15 protein-coding genes are annotated in these 16238 nt (G+C 71.2%); 6 read left to right on the top strand and 9 right to left on the bottom strand.

What is annotated here, in order from left to right; translation table 11 throughout:
• Nucleotides 1-45: 45 nt before the first annotated feature.
• Together ACFYZJ_RS23605 and ACFYZJ_RS23600 are read left to right on the top strand one after the other, a co-directional pair.
• Nucleotides 46-1101 carry an LLM class F420-dependent oxidoreductase gene (locus ACFYZJ_RS23605; RefSeq protein ID WP_388571007.1) on the top strand — a complete coding sequence of 352 codons (1056 nt, stop codon included), beginning with the start codon at nt 46-48 and terminating at the stop codon, nt 1099-1101.
• 235 nt (nt 1102-1336) lie between these two features.
• Nucleotides 1337-2122, top strand: a complete 786-nt coding sequence (locus ACFYZJ_RS23600; RefSeq protein WP_388571006.1) for a ferritin-like domain-containing protein — start codon at nt 1337-1339, stop codon at nt 2120-2122.
• On the opposite strand, the gene corA is transcribed toward ACFYZJ_RS23600, so the two are convergent.
• Entirely contained in the window at nt 2100-3098 is a 999-nt protein-coding gene (corA, locus tag ACFYZJ_RS23595) for a magnesium/cobalt transporter CorA (RefSeq protein WP_388571005.1), read from the bottom strand. The two genes, ACFYZJ_RS23600 and corA, sit on opposite strands and share 23 nt — an antisense overlap.
• A gap of 71 nt (nt 3099-3169) precedes the next feature.
• Between corA and ACFYZJ_RS23590 the strand changes: the two genes are divergently transcribed.
• The 4 genes from ACFYZJ_RS23590 (at nt 3170) to mshC (ending at nt 6802) form a co-directional block, all read left to right on the top strand.
• Nucleotides 3170-3856 carry a histidine phosphatase family protein gene (locus ACFYZJ_RS23590; protein WP_388571004.1) on the top strand — a complete coding sequence of 229 codons (687 nt, stop codon included), beginning with the start codon at nt 3170-3172 and terminating at the stop codon, nt 3854-3856.
• Nucleotides 3857-3977: 121 nt separating this feature from the next.
• Entirely contained in the window at nt 3978-4568 is a 591-nt protein-coding gene (locus ACFYZJ_RS23585; protein ID WP_388571003.1) for a DUF3090 domain-containing protein, read from the top strand.
• Nucleotides 4532-5350, top strand: a complete 819-nt coding sequence (locus ACFYZJ_RS23580) for an SCO1664 family protein (protein WP_388571002.1) — start codon at nt 4532-4534, stop codon at nt 5348-5350. Before ACFYZJ_RS23585 ends, ACFYZJ_RS23580 begins: the two co-directional genes overlap by 37 nt.
• 222 nt (nt 5351-5572) lie before the next feature.
• A complete protein-coding gene (gene mshC, locus ACFYZJ_RS23575) occupies nt 5573-6802 on the top strand; it encodes a cysteine--1-D-myo-inosityl 2-amino-2-deoxy-alpha-D-glucopyranoside ligase (RefSeq protein WP_388571001.1) in 1230 nt (409 codons plus the stop codon).
• A gap of 61 nt (nt 6803-6863) precedes the next feature.
• Here the strand turns inward: mshC and ACFYZJ_RS23570 are convergent, their stop codons facing one another.
• The 8 genes from ACFYZJ_RS23570 to ACFYZJ_RS23535 all read right to left on the bottom strand — a co-directional run bounded on the left by ACFYZJ_RS23570 (nt 6864) and on the right by ACFYZJ_RS23535 (nt 16210).
• Nucleotides 6864-7838 carry a PAC2 family protein gene (locus tag ACFYZJ_RS23570; RefSeq protein ID WP_388571000.1) on the bottom strand — a complete coding sequence of 325 codons (975 nt, stop codon included), beginning with the start codon at nt 7836-7838 and terminating at the stop codon, nt 6864-6866.
• 190 nt (nt 7839-8028) lie between these two features.
• Nucleotides 8029-8700 (bottom strand): FadR/GntR family transcriptional regulator, encoded by a 672-nt coding sequence (locus tag ACFYZJ_RS23565; protein ID WP_388570999.1) that lies wholly within the window; start codon nt 8698-8700, stop codon nt 8029-8031.
• 126 nt (nt 8701-8826) lie between these two features.
• Nucleotides 8827-10128: an amidohydrolase gene (locus ACFYZJ_RS23560; RefSeq protein WP_388570998.1), complete on the bottom strand. Its 1302-nt coding sequence runs from the start codon at nt 10126-10128 to the stop codon at nt 8827-8829.
• Nucleotides 10125-10886 (bottom strand): nucleoside phosphorylase, encoded by a 762-nt coding sequence (locus tag ACFYZJ_RS23555; RefSeq protein ID WP_388570997.1) that lies wholly within the window; start codon nt 10884-10886, stop codon nt 10125-10127. The genes ACFYZJ_RS23560 and ACFYZJ_RS23555 overlap by 4 nt, the downstream gene beginning before the upstream one ends.
• 153 nt (nt 10887-11039) lie before the next feature.
• The gene (locus ACFYZJ_RS23550; protein ID WP_388570996.1) at nt 11040-12647 is read right to left on the bottom strand and encodes an FAD-dependent oxidoreductase; all 1608 of its coding nucleotides are present in this window, start codon (nt 12645-12647) and stop codon (nt 11040-11042) included.
• Between the two features lie 6 nt (nt 12648-12653).
• Nucleotides 12654-14192 carry a glycerol kinase GlpK gene (gene glpK / locus ACFYZJ_RS23545; protein ID WP_388570995.1) on the bottom strand — a complete coding sequence of 513 codons (1539 nt, stop codon included), beginning with the start codon at nt 14190-14192 and terminating at the stop codon, nt 12654-12656.
• A gap of 86 nt (nt 14193-14278) precedes the next feature.
• Nucleotides 14279-15073: an MIP/aquaporin family protein gene (locus ACFYZJ_RS23540; RefSeq protein ID WP_388570994.1), complete on the bottom strand. Its 795-nt coding sequence runs from the start codon at nt 15071-15073 to the stop codon at nt 14279-14281.
• A gap of 372 nt (nt 15074-15445) precedes the next feature.
• Nucleotides 15446-16210: an IclR family transcriptional regulator gene (locus ACFYZJ_RS23535; protein WP_388570992.1), complete on the bottom strand. Its 765-nt coding sequence runs from the start codon at nt 16208-16210 to the stop codon at nt 15446-15448.
• Between the last annotated feature and the right edge of the window lie 28 nt (nt 16211-16238).

The raw sequence follows: 16238 nt of genomic DNA, 5'->3' as shown, positions 1-16238 counted from the left end.
GGTCTGCCTTCAAGGGACGTTACTGATCGGTAAGGGGAATGGGCCATGCAGCTCGGGATCAACCTCGGCTACTGGGGCGCCGGAATGGACGCGGACAACCTCGCCGTGGCCCAGGAGGCCGACCGGCTCGGATACGCGGTGTGCTGGGCCGCCGAGGCCTACGGCTCCGACGCGGCCACCGTGCTGTCCTGGGTCGCCGCCAGGACGGAGCGCATCGACGTCGGCTCCGCCATCTTCCAGATCCCGGCCCGCCAGCCCGCGATGACCGCGATGACCGCCGCCACCCTCGACTCGCTGTCCGGCGGCCGCTTCCGTCTCGGCCTCGGCGTGTCGGGGCCGCAGGTCTCCGAGGGCTGGTACGGCGTCAAGTTCGACAAGCCGCTCGCCCGCACCCGTGAGTACGTCGAGATCGTACGGAAGGCGATGACGCGCGAGCGGCTGACGTACGAGGGCCGGCACTGGACGCTGCCGCTGCCCGGAGGCCCCGGCAAGCCGATCAAGCTGACCGTGCACCCGCAGCGCGAGCACATCCCGCTCTACATCGCCGCCATCGGCCCGAAGAACCTTGAGCAGACCGGCGAGATCGCCGACGGCGCCCTGCTGATCTTCCCCTCCGCCGACCACCTCGAGGAGACGGCGATCCGGTACCTGCGCGCCGGGCGCGAGAAGGCCGGCAAGACCCTGGACGGCTTCGACGTCTGCCCCACGCTCCCGCTCGCCCTCGGCGACGACAAGGACGTGGCCACGCTCGCCGACACCTTCCGCCCCTACACCGCGCTGTACGTCGGCGGTATGGGCAGCCGCAAGCAGAACTTCTACAACCAACTCGCCCAGCGCATGGGCTACGAGAAGGCCGCCGCCGAGATCCAGGAGAAGTACCTGTCCGGTGACAAGCAGGGTGCCGCGGCCGCCATCCCGCACGAGCTGATCGACCGGACCACCCTGCTCGGCTCCGTCGACCGGATCGCCGACCGCATGAAGGCCTACGCCGCGGCGGGCGTCACCACGCTCACCCTGGCGCCCGCGGGCTTCACCCTGGACGAGCGGATCGCCTCGCTGCGGGCCGGAGTCGAAGCCCTGGAGCGGGCCGGGCTCGCGTAACGGACGAAGGAGGCGGCAAAAAAGTCTCCACGGCCGTGGTGGGGGCTCGGGGGTCTTCCCCGCCACGGCCGTCACCGGGAACAACGCTCGGCCGCCCGCCCGGTTACGGCCCCGCCCCGGCCGGCCCCTCCTCCTTTCGGCCGAGCAGCCCCCACACAGCTGTTGCGGCACCTCCAGGGCCCGATTTGACTCGGTTTGGCTCGATCGTCGCGGAGTCCTGTAGAGAGGTGCGCCCATGCTGTCGGCCAAGAGCCTGTTCCAGGAGATCCTCGACCACGACGAGTCGTTCCGGCTGTTCTGCTCCATCGCGGCCAGCGGGGAGGCGCAGGGCGGCTGGGAGAACGGGCGCATCGCCCAACTGGTACCCGAGAGCGAGCGCGCGCTCGCCCCCAAGATCGCCCGCCACGGCGCGGACGAGGACAAGCACGGACGCATCTTCCACGCACTGCTGAAGAAGCGTGGCCTGGAACCCGTACTGGTGCCTCCGGAAACCGACTACACGATGCTCCTGGAGCGCTGCGGCATCGGTCTGGCGCACGCGAAGCTCAAGGCGGACCAGCCGCTCACCGTGCGGGACATCATCGTCTACCTGGCACACAGCCGGGTCACCGAACAGCGCGCCGCCGAGCAGATGCTCATGCTGCGCGAGCACTTCGGGGACGACCCGGACGTCGGCCGGGCCGTGCGGATGATCTCCGACGACGAGGACAACCACCTGGCCTACACCCACGAGGAACTGCTGCGCTTCACCGCCGCCGGACACCGCCGGCTCATCCGGCGCACCCTGCGCGCGTGCGCGCTGGCCGAGATCCGCGTCCACCGGGACGTCAGCCTCGCGGTCATGGCCCACATGGCACGCATCCTCGGCTGGTCCAGGGCGAGATCGGCGCTGCTCGCTGCCGGGATCCACCTCGTCTACGCCTACGAGCGGCTCATCGGCCGGCGGCGCATGGTGACCCTGCGGACGCCCGAGCGGCGCAACGCCCTCGACGGTCCGGCTACAACCAGCCCCGCCGCTTGAACAGCCGGTACAGCAGCACCTCCAGCACTGCCATGATGGCGATCACCGTCGGGTAGGACCACACCCAGTGCAGCTCCGGCATGTGGTCGAAGTTCATGCCGTAGATGCCCGCGATCATCGTCGGGACGGCGGCCATCGCCGCCCACGCCGAGATCTTCCGCATGTCGTCGTTCTGCCGCACGCTCGTCTGCGCCAGATGCGCCGACAGGACGTCCGACACCAGTCGGTCCAGGCTCTCCACCGACTCGTTCACCCGGGTCAGATGGTCGTTGACGTCCCGGAAGAAGGGCCGCGACCTCTCGTGCACGAACGGCACCGGCGCACCGTACGCGCCCTGCCCCGCCAGCCGGGCCGTCGGCGGTGCCAGCGGCACGGTCGCCCGCCGGAACTCCAGGACCTGCCGTTTGAAGGCGTAGATCCGCGACGCCGTGTTCCGCGAGCCTCCGACGGACGGCGAGAAGACCTCCGCCTCCAGCTCCTCCAGATCGGTGCCGAGTTCGGTCGCCACCTCCAGATAGTGGTCGACGATCGAGTCCGTGATGGAGTACAGCACCCCCGTGGGCCCGTGCCGCAGCATCTCCGGCTGCTGCTCCAGACGGCGACGGACGTCCCCGAGCGGCATGTCCACGCCGTGGCGCACGGTGACCACGAACGAGTCGCCGAGGAACACCATCAGCTCACCGGTGGAGACGGTGTCGCTCTCCGGCTCGTACGACACCGGCTTGAGGACCATGAACAGCGAGTCCTCGTACACCTCCAGCTTGGGCCGCTGGTGCGCCTTCAGGGCGTCCTCCACGGCCAGCGAATGCAGCCCGAACACCTTGGTGACCAGCTCGAACTCGTCCTCCGTCGGCTCGTACAGGCCGATCCACACGAACGTGTCCGACGAGGCGCGCGCCTGGTCCAGCGCGGTGGAGAGGTCCTCCGGCCCCTCGTTGCGGCGTCCGTCGCGGTAGACGGCGCAGTCGACGATCACGGAGCACAGGCTCCTCTCACGGCCACTCGGGCGCCGACGGTGGTTTGACGACAAGACCTACGCTGGTCGTCATGCCCACGTTGCTCCTCGTCCGGCACGGACGCTCCACCGCCAACACCGCGGGACTCCTCGCCGGCTGGACGCCCGGCGTCGCCCTCGACGAGCGGGGCGCCGCGCAGGCCGCGGCCCTGCCCGGGCGGCTTGCCGAGCTGCCGATCGCCGAAGTCGTCACCAGCCCCCTGCAGCGCTGCCAGGAGACCGTCCAGCCGCTCCTCGACACCCGCCCCGAGCTGCGCGCCCACACCGACGACCGGATCGGCGAGTGCCACTACGGCGACTGGTCCGGCCGCAAGCTCGCCGAGCTGAAGGACGAGCCGCTGATGGAGGTCGTCCAGGCGCACCCGTCGGCGGCGGCGTTTCCCGGCGGCGAGTCGATGCGGGCGATGGCGACCCGCGCCGCGGAGGCCGTACGGGAGTGGAACGCGCGCGTGGAGCGCGACCACGGCGCCGACGCCGTCTACCTCATGTGCTCGCACGGCGACATCATCAAGTCCCTCGTCGCGGACGCACTCGGACTTCATCTCGACCTCTTCCAGCGGATCTCCGTGGAACCGTGTTCCATCACCGCGATCCGTTACACCCGGCTGCGGCCATTTCTCGTTCGTCTCGGTGACACCGGCGATTTCGCCTCCCTCGTACCGCGTGCGGAACCGTCGGATCCGGACGCCCCGGTCGGGGGCGGTGCGGGCGCACCGTGATCGTCGACCGCAGTAGGGTGAAGCGGTCGAACGAGCGCAGTAGTTGTTCAGCGTACGTGTCAGCAACCCACAGGACCGGCGCCGTCAGCCGGTCCCGACCCCGATCCAATGGAGACAGGACGTGTCCCGTCAGGTGTTCCTCTACGACCCCCCGGACCGCTTCGTGGCCGGTACGGTCGGGCTGCCCGGGCGCCGTACCTTCTTCCTGCAGGCCTCGGCCGGACCCCGGGTGACGAGCGTGGCCCTGGAGAAGACCCAGGTCGCGGCGCTCGCCGAGCGCATGGACGAGCTGCTCGACGAGGTCGTGCGGCGCAGCGGCGGCAGTGCCGCGGTCCCCGCCGTGGCCCCCGCGGAGATCACCGACACGGCCCCTCTGGAGACACCCATCGAGGAGGAGTTCCGTGTCGGCACCATGGCTCTCGCCTGGGACGCCGAGGAACAGCGCATGATCGTCGAGGCCCAGGCCCTCGTCGAGTTGGACGCCGACTCCGAGGAGGACCTCGCCGAGGCCGAGGAGCGGCTGCTGCAGGACGAGGAGAACGGTCCGCCGATGCTCCGGGTCCGGCTCACCGGCGCGCAGGCGAGAGCCTTCGCCAAGCGCGCCCTCGACGTCGTCAACGCCGGGCGGCCGCCGTGCCCGCTGTGCAGCCTCCCGCTCGACCCGGAAGGACACGTATGTCCGCGCCAGAACGGATACCGCCGCGGAGCGTGACCACGGCCGAACTGCTCGCCGAGGGCGAGCTGACCGTGCGCGGACGCATCCGCGAGGCCTCCAACGCGGCGCTGTACTGCACGGTCTCCCACGACGGACAGGAAGCCACCTGCGTCTACAAGCCCGTCGCCGGGGAGCGGCCCCTGTGGGACTTCCCGGACGGGACGCTCGCCCAGCGCGAGGTCGCCGCTTACGAGGTGTCCGAGGCGACCGGCTGGGGGCTCGTGCCGCCCACCGTGCTGCGCGACGGCCCGTACGGCGAGGGCATGTGTCAGCTGTGGGTGGAGACCGTGCCCGACCATGAACTTCTCGCCCTGGTGGAGGGGGAGGAGCCCGGGCCCGGCTGGAAGGCGATCGGTCTCGCGGAGGTCGGCGACGATCGGACGGCACTGCTCGTACACGCCGACGACGAGCGGCTGCGGCGGCTCGCCGTCCTCGACGCGGTCATCAACAACGCGGACCGCAAGGGGGGCCATCTGCTGCCGGCGGCCGAGGGGCGGCTGTACGGCATCGACCACGGGGTCACGTTCAACGTCGAGAACAAGTTGCGGACGCTGCTGTGGGGCTGGGCGGGGGAGCCGCTGACGGGGGAGGCGGTGGAGGTCCTCAAGGGGCTGAAGGAGGCCCTGGAGGAGGGCGGTGACCTGGCCACCCGCCTGGCCTCACTGATCAGCCCTGCGGAGGTCCGGGCGACGCGGATGCGGGTGGAAGCGCTGCTGGAGTCGGGCCGTCACCCCGAGCCGAGCGGGGAGTGGCCGGCCATTCCGTGGCCGCCGGTTTAGAGCTCCGAACACAGTGAGAGTCCGATCAGCTCGCGGCGCGCCCATTTTGTTCGGAGCTCTCAGGAGGAGCCGCGAGGTGCGGCAGGGCGGCGGTGGGCGCAGCGGTGCGGGGCGAGCATGCACACGGGCGCGGTTCCCGCAAGAGCGTCTTCCCGGTCATTCGCTGCCCATCCCGCCCGATCCGGTTCGTGGACAGAACTTCCCGCCGGTTACGCTCATGACATGCATGCCTGGCCCGCTTCCGAGGTCCCCGCCCTGCCTGGTCAGGGCCGCGACCTGAGGATCCACGACACCGCGACCGGGGGCCTGGTCACCCTCGACCCCGGTCCCGTCGCCCGTATCTACGTCTGCGGGATCACCCCGTACGACGCGACCCACATGGGTCACGCGGCGACCTACAACGCGTTCGACCTCGTCCAGCGCGTGTGGCTCGACACCAAGCGCCAGGTCCACTACGTCCAGAACGTCACCGACGTCGACGACCCCCTCCTCGAGCGCGCCCAGCGCGACAACGTCGACTGGGTGGCCCTCGCCGAGCGGGAGACCGCCCTGTTCTGTGAGGACATGACCGCGCTCCGGATGCTGCCCCCGCGGCACTACATAGGCGCAGTGGAGGCGATACCCGGCATCGTGCCCCTGGTCGAGCGCCTCCGGGACCTCGGGGCCGCGTACGAACTCGAGGGGGACATCTACTTCTCCGTCGAGTCCGACCCCCACTTCGGCAAGGTCTCCCGCCTGGACGCCGCCGCCATGCGCCTGCTCTCCGCGGAGCGCGGCGGCGACCCCGACCGGCCCGGCAAGAAGAACCCGCTCGACCCGATGCTGTGGATGGCCGCCCGCGACGGCGAGCCCAGCTGGGACGGCGGCTCGCTCGGCCGTGGCCGCCCCGGCTGGCACATCGAGTGCGTGGCCATCGCCCTGGACCACCTCGGCATGGGCTTCGACGTCCAGGGCGGCGGCTCCGACCTCGCCTTCCCGCACCACGAGATGGGCGCCTCGCACGCCCAGGTGCTGACCGGCGAGTTCCCCATGGCCAAGGCGTACGTCCACGCCGGCATGGTCGCCCTGGACGGCGAGAAGATGTCCAAGTCCAAGGGCAACCTGGTCTTCGTCTCCCGGCTGCGGCGCGACGGCGTCGACCCGGCCGCCATCCGGCTCGCGCTGCACGCCCACCACTACCGGTCCGACTGGGAGTGGACCGACCAGGTGCTCGAGGACGCCGTGGCGCGGCTCGACCGCTGGCGTGCCGCCGTCTCCCGGCCCGACGGGCCGTCCGCCGACGCACTGGTCGAGGAGATCCGCGACGCCCTCGCCGACGACCTGGACGCGCCTTCCGCGCTCGCCGCGGTCGACCGCTGGGTCGCACTCCAGCAGGAGGGCGGCGGCACGGACACCGGGGCGCCCGGCGTCGTGTCACGGGCCGTGGACGCGCTGCTCGGCGTGGCTCTCTGAGCGCGGTTCCGTCGACCACCGAGCGGGGGTGGTGCGCAGTTGCGCACCGCCCCCGCTCCGCTCAGTCCTCCGGCGGATCCTCGTCCTCGCCGCCCGTCCGCGGCGGCTTCGGCGGACGGGTACGGCCGCCGGGGTTGTCGCGCAGGAACGGACCGCCCTCGCCGCCGTCCGCCGTGGCGTGCCCGCCGGGCGGGCTGACATCCCGGCGCCGCAGATACCGCTCGAACTCGCGGGCGATCGCCTCGCCCGACGCCTCCGGCAGCTCGGCGGTGTCCCGGGCCTCCTCCAACGTCTGCACGTACTCGGCGACCTCGCTGTCCTCGGCGGCCAGCTGGTCCACGCCGAGCTGCCAGGCGCGCGCGTCCTCCGGCAGTTCGCCGAGCGGGATGCGCAGGTCGAGGAGGTCCTCCAGACGGTTGAGGAGGGCCAGCGTGGCCTTCGGGTTCGGCGGCTGCGACACGTAGTGCGGGACCGCCGCCCACAGCGACACGGCCGGAACGCCCGCGTGCGTGCACGCCTCCTGCAGGACGCCCACGATGCCCGTGGGGCCCTCGTACTTGGTCTCCTCCAGGTCCATCCGGCGGGCCAGGTCCGGGTCGGACGTGGTCCCGCTGATCGGGACCGGACGCGTGTGCGGGGTGTCTCCGAGCAGGGCGCCGAGGATCACCACCAGCTCCACGCCCAGTTCGTGGGCGAAGCCCAGCAGCTCGTTGCAGAACGAGCGCCAGCGCATCGACGGTTCGATGCCGCGGACCAGCACCAGGTCACGCGGCTTCTCACCGCCGACGCGGACCACCGAGAGCCGGGTCGTGGGCCAGGTGATCTTGCGGACCCCGGCCTCCATGAACACTGTGGGGCGGTTCACCTGGAAGTCGTAGTAGTCCTCGGCGTCCAGCGCCGCGAAGACCTCGCCCTTCCATTCCCTGTCCAGATGCGCGACCGCGGTGGAGGCGGCGTCGCCGGCATCGTTCCAGCCCTCGAACGCGGCCACCATGACCGGGTCGATCAGCTCGGGAACCCCCTCGAGCTCGATCACCCAGCGCCTCCTTCCGACGTGCCCTCACGTACGCCCCAACCTTACGGCGTGCGGTGGGGGCGCCCGCAGTCCCCTGCCACGGGGGAGTGAACGGATGACTGCCCCGTCCGGGGCCGTCGAACACCCATGATCGCCTACCGGTCCGGCACGCTGCACGGGTGGCCCACAAGGTCGCCCACCCCGTGCAGCCTCACAGGGTCGAGCGCAGCCACTGCTCGACGGACGCGATGTGCACGGTCGCCCACGAGCGGGCCGCCTCCGCGTCCCGGTCGCGCAGGGCGCCGAGGATCGCCCGGTGCTCGTGCAGGGTGCGGCCGATCGCGTCCTCCTGGGTGAGGCCGCGCCAGATCCGGGCCCGAGTGGTGGGCCCGGACAGGCCGTCCAGCAGGGAGCACAGCACCGAGTTGCCGGCGCTCTGCACGATCCCCCGGTGGAACTCCAGGTCGGAGGCGACCAGCTCCTCCACCGAGGGTTCGGGGCCCAGTTCGTCCAACTGGGCGGTCAGCGCGTCCAGTTGCCGCTCGCTGATGCGGGAGGCCGCCAAGGCCGTCGCGGCCGGCTCCAGGATGCGGCGCACCGCGAGGAACTCCAGCACGGTGTCGTCACGGTGGAAGTCCACGACGAAGCTCATCGCCTCCAGCAGCAGCTGGGGGTCGAGGCTCGTCACGTAGGTGCCGTCGCCCTGCCGCACGTCCAGGATGCGGATCAGCGACAGGGCGCGCACGGCCTCGCGCAGGGAGTTGCGGGACAGCCCCAGCCCCGCGGCGAGCTCGCTCTCCTTGGGCAGGCGGTCGCCCGGACGCAGCTCACCGGAGACGATCATTTCCTTGATCTTCTCGATCGCCTCGTCGGTGACGGCCATGACGGGCCTCCCAGGTGGCTCATAGATCCGATGTCTCGCGTCATTATGAGGGCCGATGTGCTGAACGGAACCGAGGACTTCCGTCGTCACCTCGTGATACGCGGTGGGCCGCCCGCCGTGGGCCGTTCAGCCCACCGCCTCCAGCTCCGCCAGCGCCGCCGCCTCGTCGAGCGTCGTCAGCACCCGGTCCCGCATCAGGATCCGCCCGTCGACGACCGTGTCCCGCACATCCGCCGAGTGCGCTGCGTACGCGAGGGCCGACCACACGTCGTGCCGGGGACGCAGATGCGGCCGCCCGAGGCCGAGCACGATCAGGTCGGCCCGCTTGCCCACCTCCAGCGAGCCCAGCAGGTCGCCCAGGCCCAGCGCCCGGGCGCCCTCGATCGTCGCCATCCGCACCGCCTGCTCGGCACCCACCGCGGTCGGGTCACCGGACGCCTTGTGCACCAGCGCCGCCTGCCGCATCGCGTCGAACACGTCCAGCGTGTTGGAGCTGACCGCACCGTCCGTGCCGAGCCCGACGGTCACCCCCGCGTCCAGCAACCGTGGCACCGGCGCGATCCCGCAGCCCAGCTTGAGGTTGGACACCGGGCAGTGCGCGACCGCGGTGCCGGTACGGGCCAGCGCGGCGATCTCCGGGCCGGTCAGATCGACGGCGTGCGCGAGCAGCACATCGGGGCCGAGCAGACCGAGCGAGTCCAGCAGCTCGACCGGCCGCCTGGCGTACCGCGCCCGGACGGTGGCGACCTCCGTCGCGTTCTCCGCGGCGTGCAGGTGCAGCAGTGCCCCGAGCTCCCGCGCCAGCGCGGCGATCTCCGTCAGCTGATCAGGGCTCAGGGTGTAGGTGGAGTGCGCGAACACGACCGGTCGGAACCCCGGCCGCTGCCCGGTCCGCCCGGCCAGGTCCCGGCGCGCCCACTCCATGCGCTCCCGGTAGGGCCTGCCGTCGGGGGAGTCCGGGACATCGATGAAGGTGGGCCCCGCCAACAGCCGCCAGCCCGCCCCCAGCGCGACCCGCTCCGCCACCTCGTGGAACCAGTACATGTCGAGCGCCGAGGTCACCCCGGCCCGTACGCTCTCGGCGACGGCCGCCCGTACCCCCGCCGCCACATGCTGCGGCGACAGCAACTCGGCCTCCCGGCGCAGCACGCGCTCCAGGAAGCCCTGCAGCGTGACGTCGTCGGCGCTGCCGCGCAGCAGTGTCATCGCCAGGTGGGTGTGGGCGTTGACCAGGCCCGGCAGCACCAGACAGCCACCGGCGTCGACCTCCTCGTCCGCCGCGTACCGGGCCCGCAGCTCCCCGGCCGGCCCGACCGCGAGAATCCCCCCGCCCCGTACGGCGACGGCTCCCTCCGGTACGACCGTTCCGGCGTCGTCGACCGTCAGCACGTCACCGCCGTGCACCAGCAGATCGACGCGCTCGCTCATCCCGCGTCCCCCTCCGCCAGCAGCCGCAGCGCCTCCAGCGCGACCACCGTGCCGCGCTCCACGCCCCGGGCGACGACCTCACGGTGCGGGTCGTAGGCGCCCGCCGAGAACGGGGACGCCTCGTCGAGGAGTTCGTCGGCGTTGACGCCGTCCACCACGAGCACCCCGCCCGCGACCAGTCCGCGCAGCGAGGCGGTCACCAGCAGCGCGGACAGCTCCATCTCGATCGCGACCAGGCCCGCCCGCTCGTAGGCGTCGAGAGGGATCAGGCCCGGCTGGAACGCCGCCCGCGTCCAGACGATCCCCCGGTGGTGCGGCACGCCCGCCTCGCGGGCCGCCCGCTGAAGGGCGAAGACCGCCTCCGGCGCGGCCACCGCGGGGTACTCGGGCGGCAGCAACTGCTGGGTGACCCCGTCGTCGCGCACGGCCGCCTCCGCGATCACCAGGTCGCCGTCGCCGATCCCCGGCCTCATCGCGCCCGCCGTGCCGAACCGCAGGACGGTGTGGATGCCCGCGTCCGCCAGCTCCTGGAACAGCAGGATCGCGCCCGGCGCACCCACTCCGTGCGAGGCCACCGTCACCGGCAGCCCCTTCCAACTCCCGGTGAACACCCGGTACTCGCGGTGGTACGAGAGCTCCGCGGCCCCCTCCAGCAGCGCGGCGACGGTCGCCACCCGCGCCGGGTCGCCCACCACCACGGCGTACGGCGGCAGCCCGGTACGGCGGATGCGGGCGATGGGGGACAGCTCCTGCGTCATGCGGCCACTCCGGTGGGACGGTGTACGAACACCGTACGCAGCCCGGAGTCGCGCAAACGAAAGGCGCAGACGAAACGGCGCAGACGAAAGGGGCGGCTCCGTGCGGGGAGCCGCCCCTCGTCGTGTGGGCGCCGGTGGGCGCTGCTCGTCGACCTACTTCTTGTCGAGCAGGTCCTGCACCTTGCCGCGCACCTCATCCGTGGCCAGGCCGCGGATCGTCAGGGTGGTGCGGCGGCGCAGCACGTCGTCCACCGTCTCGGCCCACTCGTGGTCCCGGGCGTAGACGACCTGCGCCCAGATCTCCGGGGCGTCGGGGTGGACGCGCTCGCCCAGCTCCGGGTTGTCGTTGGCGAGCCGCGCGATGTCGAAGGCCAGCGAACCGTAGTGGGTCGCCAGGTGCTTGGCCGTGTCGGGCGCCATGCGCGGGCCGGGCGCCGGGCCGTCCACGACGAGCCGGTGCGCGACCGCACGCGGGTTGGCGATGCCCGGCAGCGGCAGCTTCTTCGGCAGCGAGGAGATCGGCTCGAAGTCGTCACCGAGCGGGTGGCCCGGCAGGGACTCCAGCTTCTGCATGACCGTGCGGCCGATGTGCCGGAACGTCGTCCACTTGCCGCCCGCGACGGACAGCATGCCGCCCTTGCCCTCGGTCACCACCGTCTCCCGCTTGGCCTTGGCGGTGTCGCCGGGGCCGCCCGGCAGCACCCTGAGGCCGGCGAACGAGTAGGTGATCAGCTCCCGCCGCAGCTGCTGGTCGCGGACCGAGAAGGCGGCCTCGTCCAGGATCTGGGCGATGTCCTTCTCGTTCACCGACACCTCGGCCGGGTCGCCCTCGTACTCCTCGTCGGTCGTACCCAGCAGCAGCATGTCCTCCCAGGGGAGGGCGAAGGTGATGCGGTACTTGTCGATCGGGGTGGCCAGCGCCGCCTTCCAGGGGGAGGTCCGCTTGAGGACCAGGTGCACGCCCTTGGACAGCCGGATGGACGGCGCCGCGTTCGGGTCCTCCATCCGGCGCAGGTGGTCCACCCACGGCCCGGTCGCGTTCAGCACCAGCCGCGCGTCGACGCCGAACTCCTCGCCGGAGAGCCGGTCGCGCAGCTCGGCGCCGGTGACCCGGCCCTTGGTGAAGCGCAGTCCGGTGACCTCGGCGTGGTTGAGGACGACGGCGCCCGCGTCGACGGCCGCGCGGACCGTCATCAGCGCCATGCGCGCGTCGTTCATCTGGTCGTCGCCGTAGACGGCCACGGCCTTGAGGTTCTCGGTGCGCAGCTCCGGCACGTCCTGTGCCGCCTTGGCCGGCGACAGCAGGTGACCTATGCCGTCGCCGAACGCCGACAGCGCGGAGTAGGCGAACACGCCCGCCCCGAGCTTCGCCGCGCCGTGCGGCCCGCCCTTGTACACGGGGAGGTAGAACGTGAGCGGGTTCGCCAGGTGGGGGGCCACCTGACGGGAGACCGCACGGCGCTCGAAGTGGTTCTCCGCCACCAGCTTCACCGCGCCGGTCTGCAGGTAGCGCAGACCGCCGTGGAGCAGCTTGGAGGAGGCGGAGGAGGTGGCGCCGGCGAAGTCGCCGGCGTCCACCAGCGCCACCCTGAGGCCCGACTGCGCGGCATGCCAGGCCGTGGAGATGCCCAGGATCCCGCCGCCGATCACCAGGAGGTCGTACGTCGCCCTGGACAACTGCTCGCGGGTCTCGGCACGGCTCGGGTTGGAGCCGTAGGCCGGGTGGGTCCCCAGAGCCGGAACACTCTGCAGGGTGGTCATCGTGAATTACTCCTCGTGCTCGATCCAGCCCATGGTCCGCTCGACGGCCTTGAGCCAGTTCTTGTACTCACGGTCGCGGGTCTCCGCGTCCATGTGGGGCGTCCACTCGGCGGCCCGCCGCCAGTTGGCGCGCAGGTCGTCGGTGCTGGTCCAGAAGCCGACGGCCAGGCCGGCGGCGTAGGCGGCGCCGAGGCAGGTGGTCTCGGCGACCATCGGGCGCACCACCGGCGCGTCCAGGACGTCCGAGAGCGTCTGCATCAGCAGGTTGTTGGAGGTCATGCCGCCGTCGACCTTCAGGGTCGCCAGCTCGACACCCGAGTCCTTGGTCATGGCGTCGGCGATCTCCCGCGTCTGCCAGGCGGTGGCCTCCAGGACGGCGCGCGCGAGGTGCGCCTTGGTGACGTACCGGGTCAGACCGGCGATCACACCGCGGGCGTCGGAGCGCCAGTACGGGGCGAACAGGCCGGAGAAGGCCGGCACGAAGTAGGCGCCGCCGTTGTCCTCGACCGAGAGCGCGAGGGTCTCGATCTCGGCGGCGGTCTTGATCAGCCCCATCTGGTCCCGCATCCACTGCACCAGGGAGCCGGTGACCGCGATGGAACCCTCCAGGGCGTAGACCGGCTTGTCGTCACCGATCTGGTAGCCGACCGTGGTCAGCAGGCCCGAGTAGGAGTTGATGATCTTGTCACCGGTGTTCATCACCATGAAGGTGCCGGTGCCGTAGGTCGACTTGGTCTCGCCCTCGGAGAAGCAGGTCTGGCCGAACAGGGCCGCCTGCTGGTCGCCGAGCGCGGAGGCCACCGGGATGCCGCCGAGCAGGTCGCCGAGGCGTCCGCCCTTGATCTCGCCGTAGACCTCGGCGGAGGAGCGGATCTCCGGCAGCATCGCGAGCGGGACGCCGATGGACTCGGCGATCTTGTCGTCCCACTGCATGGTGTGCAGGTTCATCAGCAGGGTGCGGGAGGCGTTGGTCACGTCGGTGACGTGCCGCCCGCCGTTGACACCACCGGTCAGGTTCCAGATGACCCAGGTGTCCATGGTGCCGAAGAGGATGTCGCCCGCCTCGGCGCGCTCGCGCAGGCCCTCGACGTTGTCGAGCAGCCAGCGGGCCTTGGGACCGGCGAAGTACGAGGCCAGCGGCAGGCCGGTCTCGCGGCGGAAGCGGTCCTGGCCCACGTTGCGGCCGAGCTCCTTGCACAGGGCGTCGGTGCGGGTGTCCTGCCAGACGATGGCGTTGTGGACGGGCTCACCGGTGTTCCTGTCCCACAGCACGGTGGTCTCGCGCTGGTTGGTGATACCGATGGCCTTGATGTCGTCTCTGGTGATGCCGGCCTTCTCGACGGCTCCGGCCACGACCTCCTGGACGTTCGTCCAGATCTCGGTCGCGTTGTGCTCCACCCAGCCGGGCTTCGGGAAGATCTGCTCGTGCTCCTTCTGGTCGACGGAGACGATCCGGCCGTCCCGGTCGAAGATGATGCAGCGCGAGGAGGTCGTGCCCTGGTCGATGGCGGCGATGAAGGGGCCGGCGGTGTGTGCGTCGGTCACGGTGTGCTCCTGGAGTTCCATGGTTAAAAGGGGCTGTCTTTACGGCGCGGTGCTTACGTGCGGAGCCTTCTACGGCTCACTCAATCTCAAGCAAAAGCGACGTTGTAGATGCCTGCGGCGATCGCCGCGCCGACCAGTGGGCCGACGACCGGGATCCAGGCGTAGCCCCAGTCGGAGCCGCCCTTGTTGGGCAGGGGCAGAAGGGCGTGCACGATACGCGGACCGAGGTCACGGGCCGGGTTGATCGCGTAGCCCGTCGGGCCGCCCAGGGAGAGGCCGATCGAGACCACGACCAGCGAGGTGATCAGGGCGCCCAGGGTGCCCAGACCGTTGCCCTTGTCATTGAGGCCCTGCGTGAGGACCGCGAGCACCAGCACGATCGTGCCGATGATCTCCGTGGCGAGGTTCTGCACCGTGTGCCGGATCTCCGGGCCGGTGGAGAAGATGCCGAGCACGGGGCCGGCGCCCTTTTCCTGGGCCTCGACCGCCTTGGCGGTGGTGGCCTGCGCGCCCGGCCCGCCCACGATCTCCTTGTCGGTGAGGTGGGCCTGGAACTGGCCGGCGTAGGCGACCCACACCAGGGTCGCACCGATCATCGCACCGAGCAGCTGTCCCGCCCAGTAGATCGGGACGTTGCTCCAGTCGCCGGTCTTGATGGCGAGCGCGAGCGTCACGGCCGGGTTGAGGTGGGCACCGGAGAGCGGTGCCGAGGTGTAGACCGCCGTCAGAACGGCGAAACCCCAGCCGAACGTGATGGCGAGCCACCCGGCGTTACGGGCCTTGGAGAACTTCAGTGTCACGGCGGCGCACACTCCGCCGCCGAGGAGGATGAGCAGGGCGGTACCTATGGTCTCGCCGATGAAGATGTCGGAGCTGGACACCCGCGACTCCTTTGTCCTTCGTCCAGGGGAAGGCGAACCCCGGGTCCCTCCGGTGGTCCGCGCCCTCGGGGGTGAGAGCGATGCCGGCCCTTGGCGTTGTCACACTCTAGCGCGTATTGCCGTTAGGTGTTCGACAATGCCGACCGATGGACGGGAGTCTTGCTGCCTGTTCGCAGGCTCGTCAAGACTCCTGTGACACGAAGCGGGATCGTTACTGATCGCTATCCGCGCACCTTGCTTCGATGGGTGGCGTATCGCGTGCGAACAGGCACGTTTCGTGCTCGCAGCCCCCGGCGCGGGGCACGCGAAGCGGCCGGTACGGCAGTGCCGTACCGGCTTGGCGGGAGTGCGAGACCCCGTGGTGACCGGGGCTCAGAACCGTCCGGCGCCCAGGTCCCGTGACACCGCGCGGGCGCAGTCGCGCACCGCCGCGATCAGCTCCGGACGAAGTTCCCCGTCCCGGCACACGCGCTCCACGGCGCCGGTGATCCCCACGGCACCCACCGGCATCCGCCGCCGGTCGTGGATGGGGGCGGCGACCGAGGCCACCCCGGTCCACGTCTCCTCCACGTCGGCCGCGTACCCACGCGCCCGGGTGAGGTCCAGGACCTGCTCGAAGTCGTCCAGGTCGCACACGGTCCGGTCGGTGAAAGCCTTCCGGTCGGCCTCCAGCGCCTCGCTGTGCGCGACCGGGTCGTACGCCGACAGCACCTTGCCCAGGGCCGTGCAGTGCAGCGGCTGCATGGCCCCGATCTCCAGGACCTGCCGGCTGTCGTCCGGGCGGAAGACGTGGTGCACGATCAGCACCCCCTGCTGGTGCAGGACACCCAGGTAGACGCTCTCCCCGCTGGAACGTGCCAGGTCGTCCGTCCACACCAGGGCGCGCGCCCGCAGCTCGTGCACGTCCAGGTAGGTGGTCCCCAGGCGCAGCAGCTCCGCCCCGAGCTGATAGCGGCCGGAGGCCGTGTCCTGCTCGACGAACCCCTCCTGCTGGAGCGTGCGGAGTATCCCGTGGGCCGTGCCCTTGGCGAGGCCCAGCGACGAGGCGATGTCCGACAGGCCGAGCCGTCGCTCGCCACCCGCGAGCAGCCGCAGCATCGCGGCCGCCCGTTCGAGCGACTGGATGTTCCGTGCCATCGCCGTCCTGCCCTCCGTCCACTTCGAC

The sequence above is a fragment of the Streptomyces sp. NPDC001848 genome (genome assembly GCF_042891915.1).
In the GTDB taxonomy this organism is placed as follows: Bacteria; Actinomycetota; Actinomycetes; order Streptomycetales; family Streptomycetaceae; genus Streptomyces.
The sequence above is the reverse complement of the archived record's forward strand: the minus strand, read 5'-3'. Positions and strand labels throughout refer to the sequence as shown.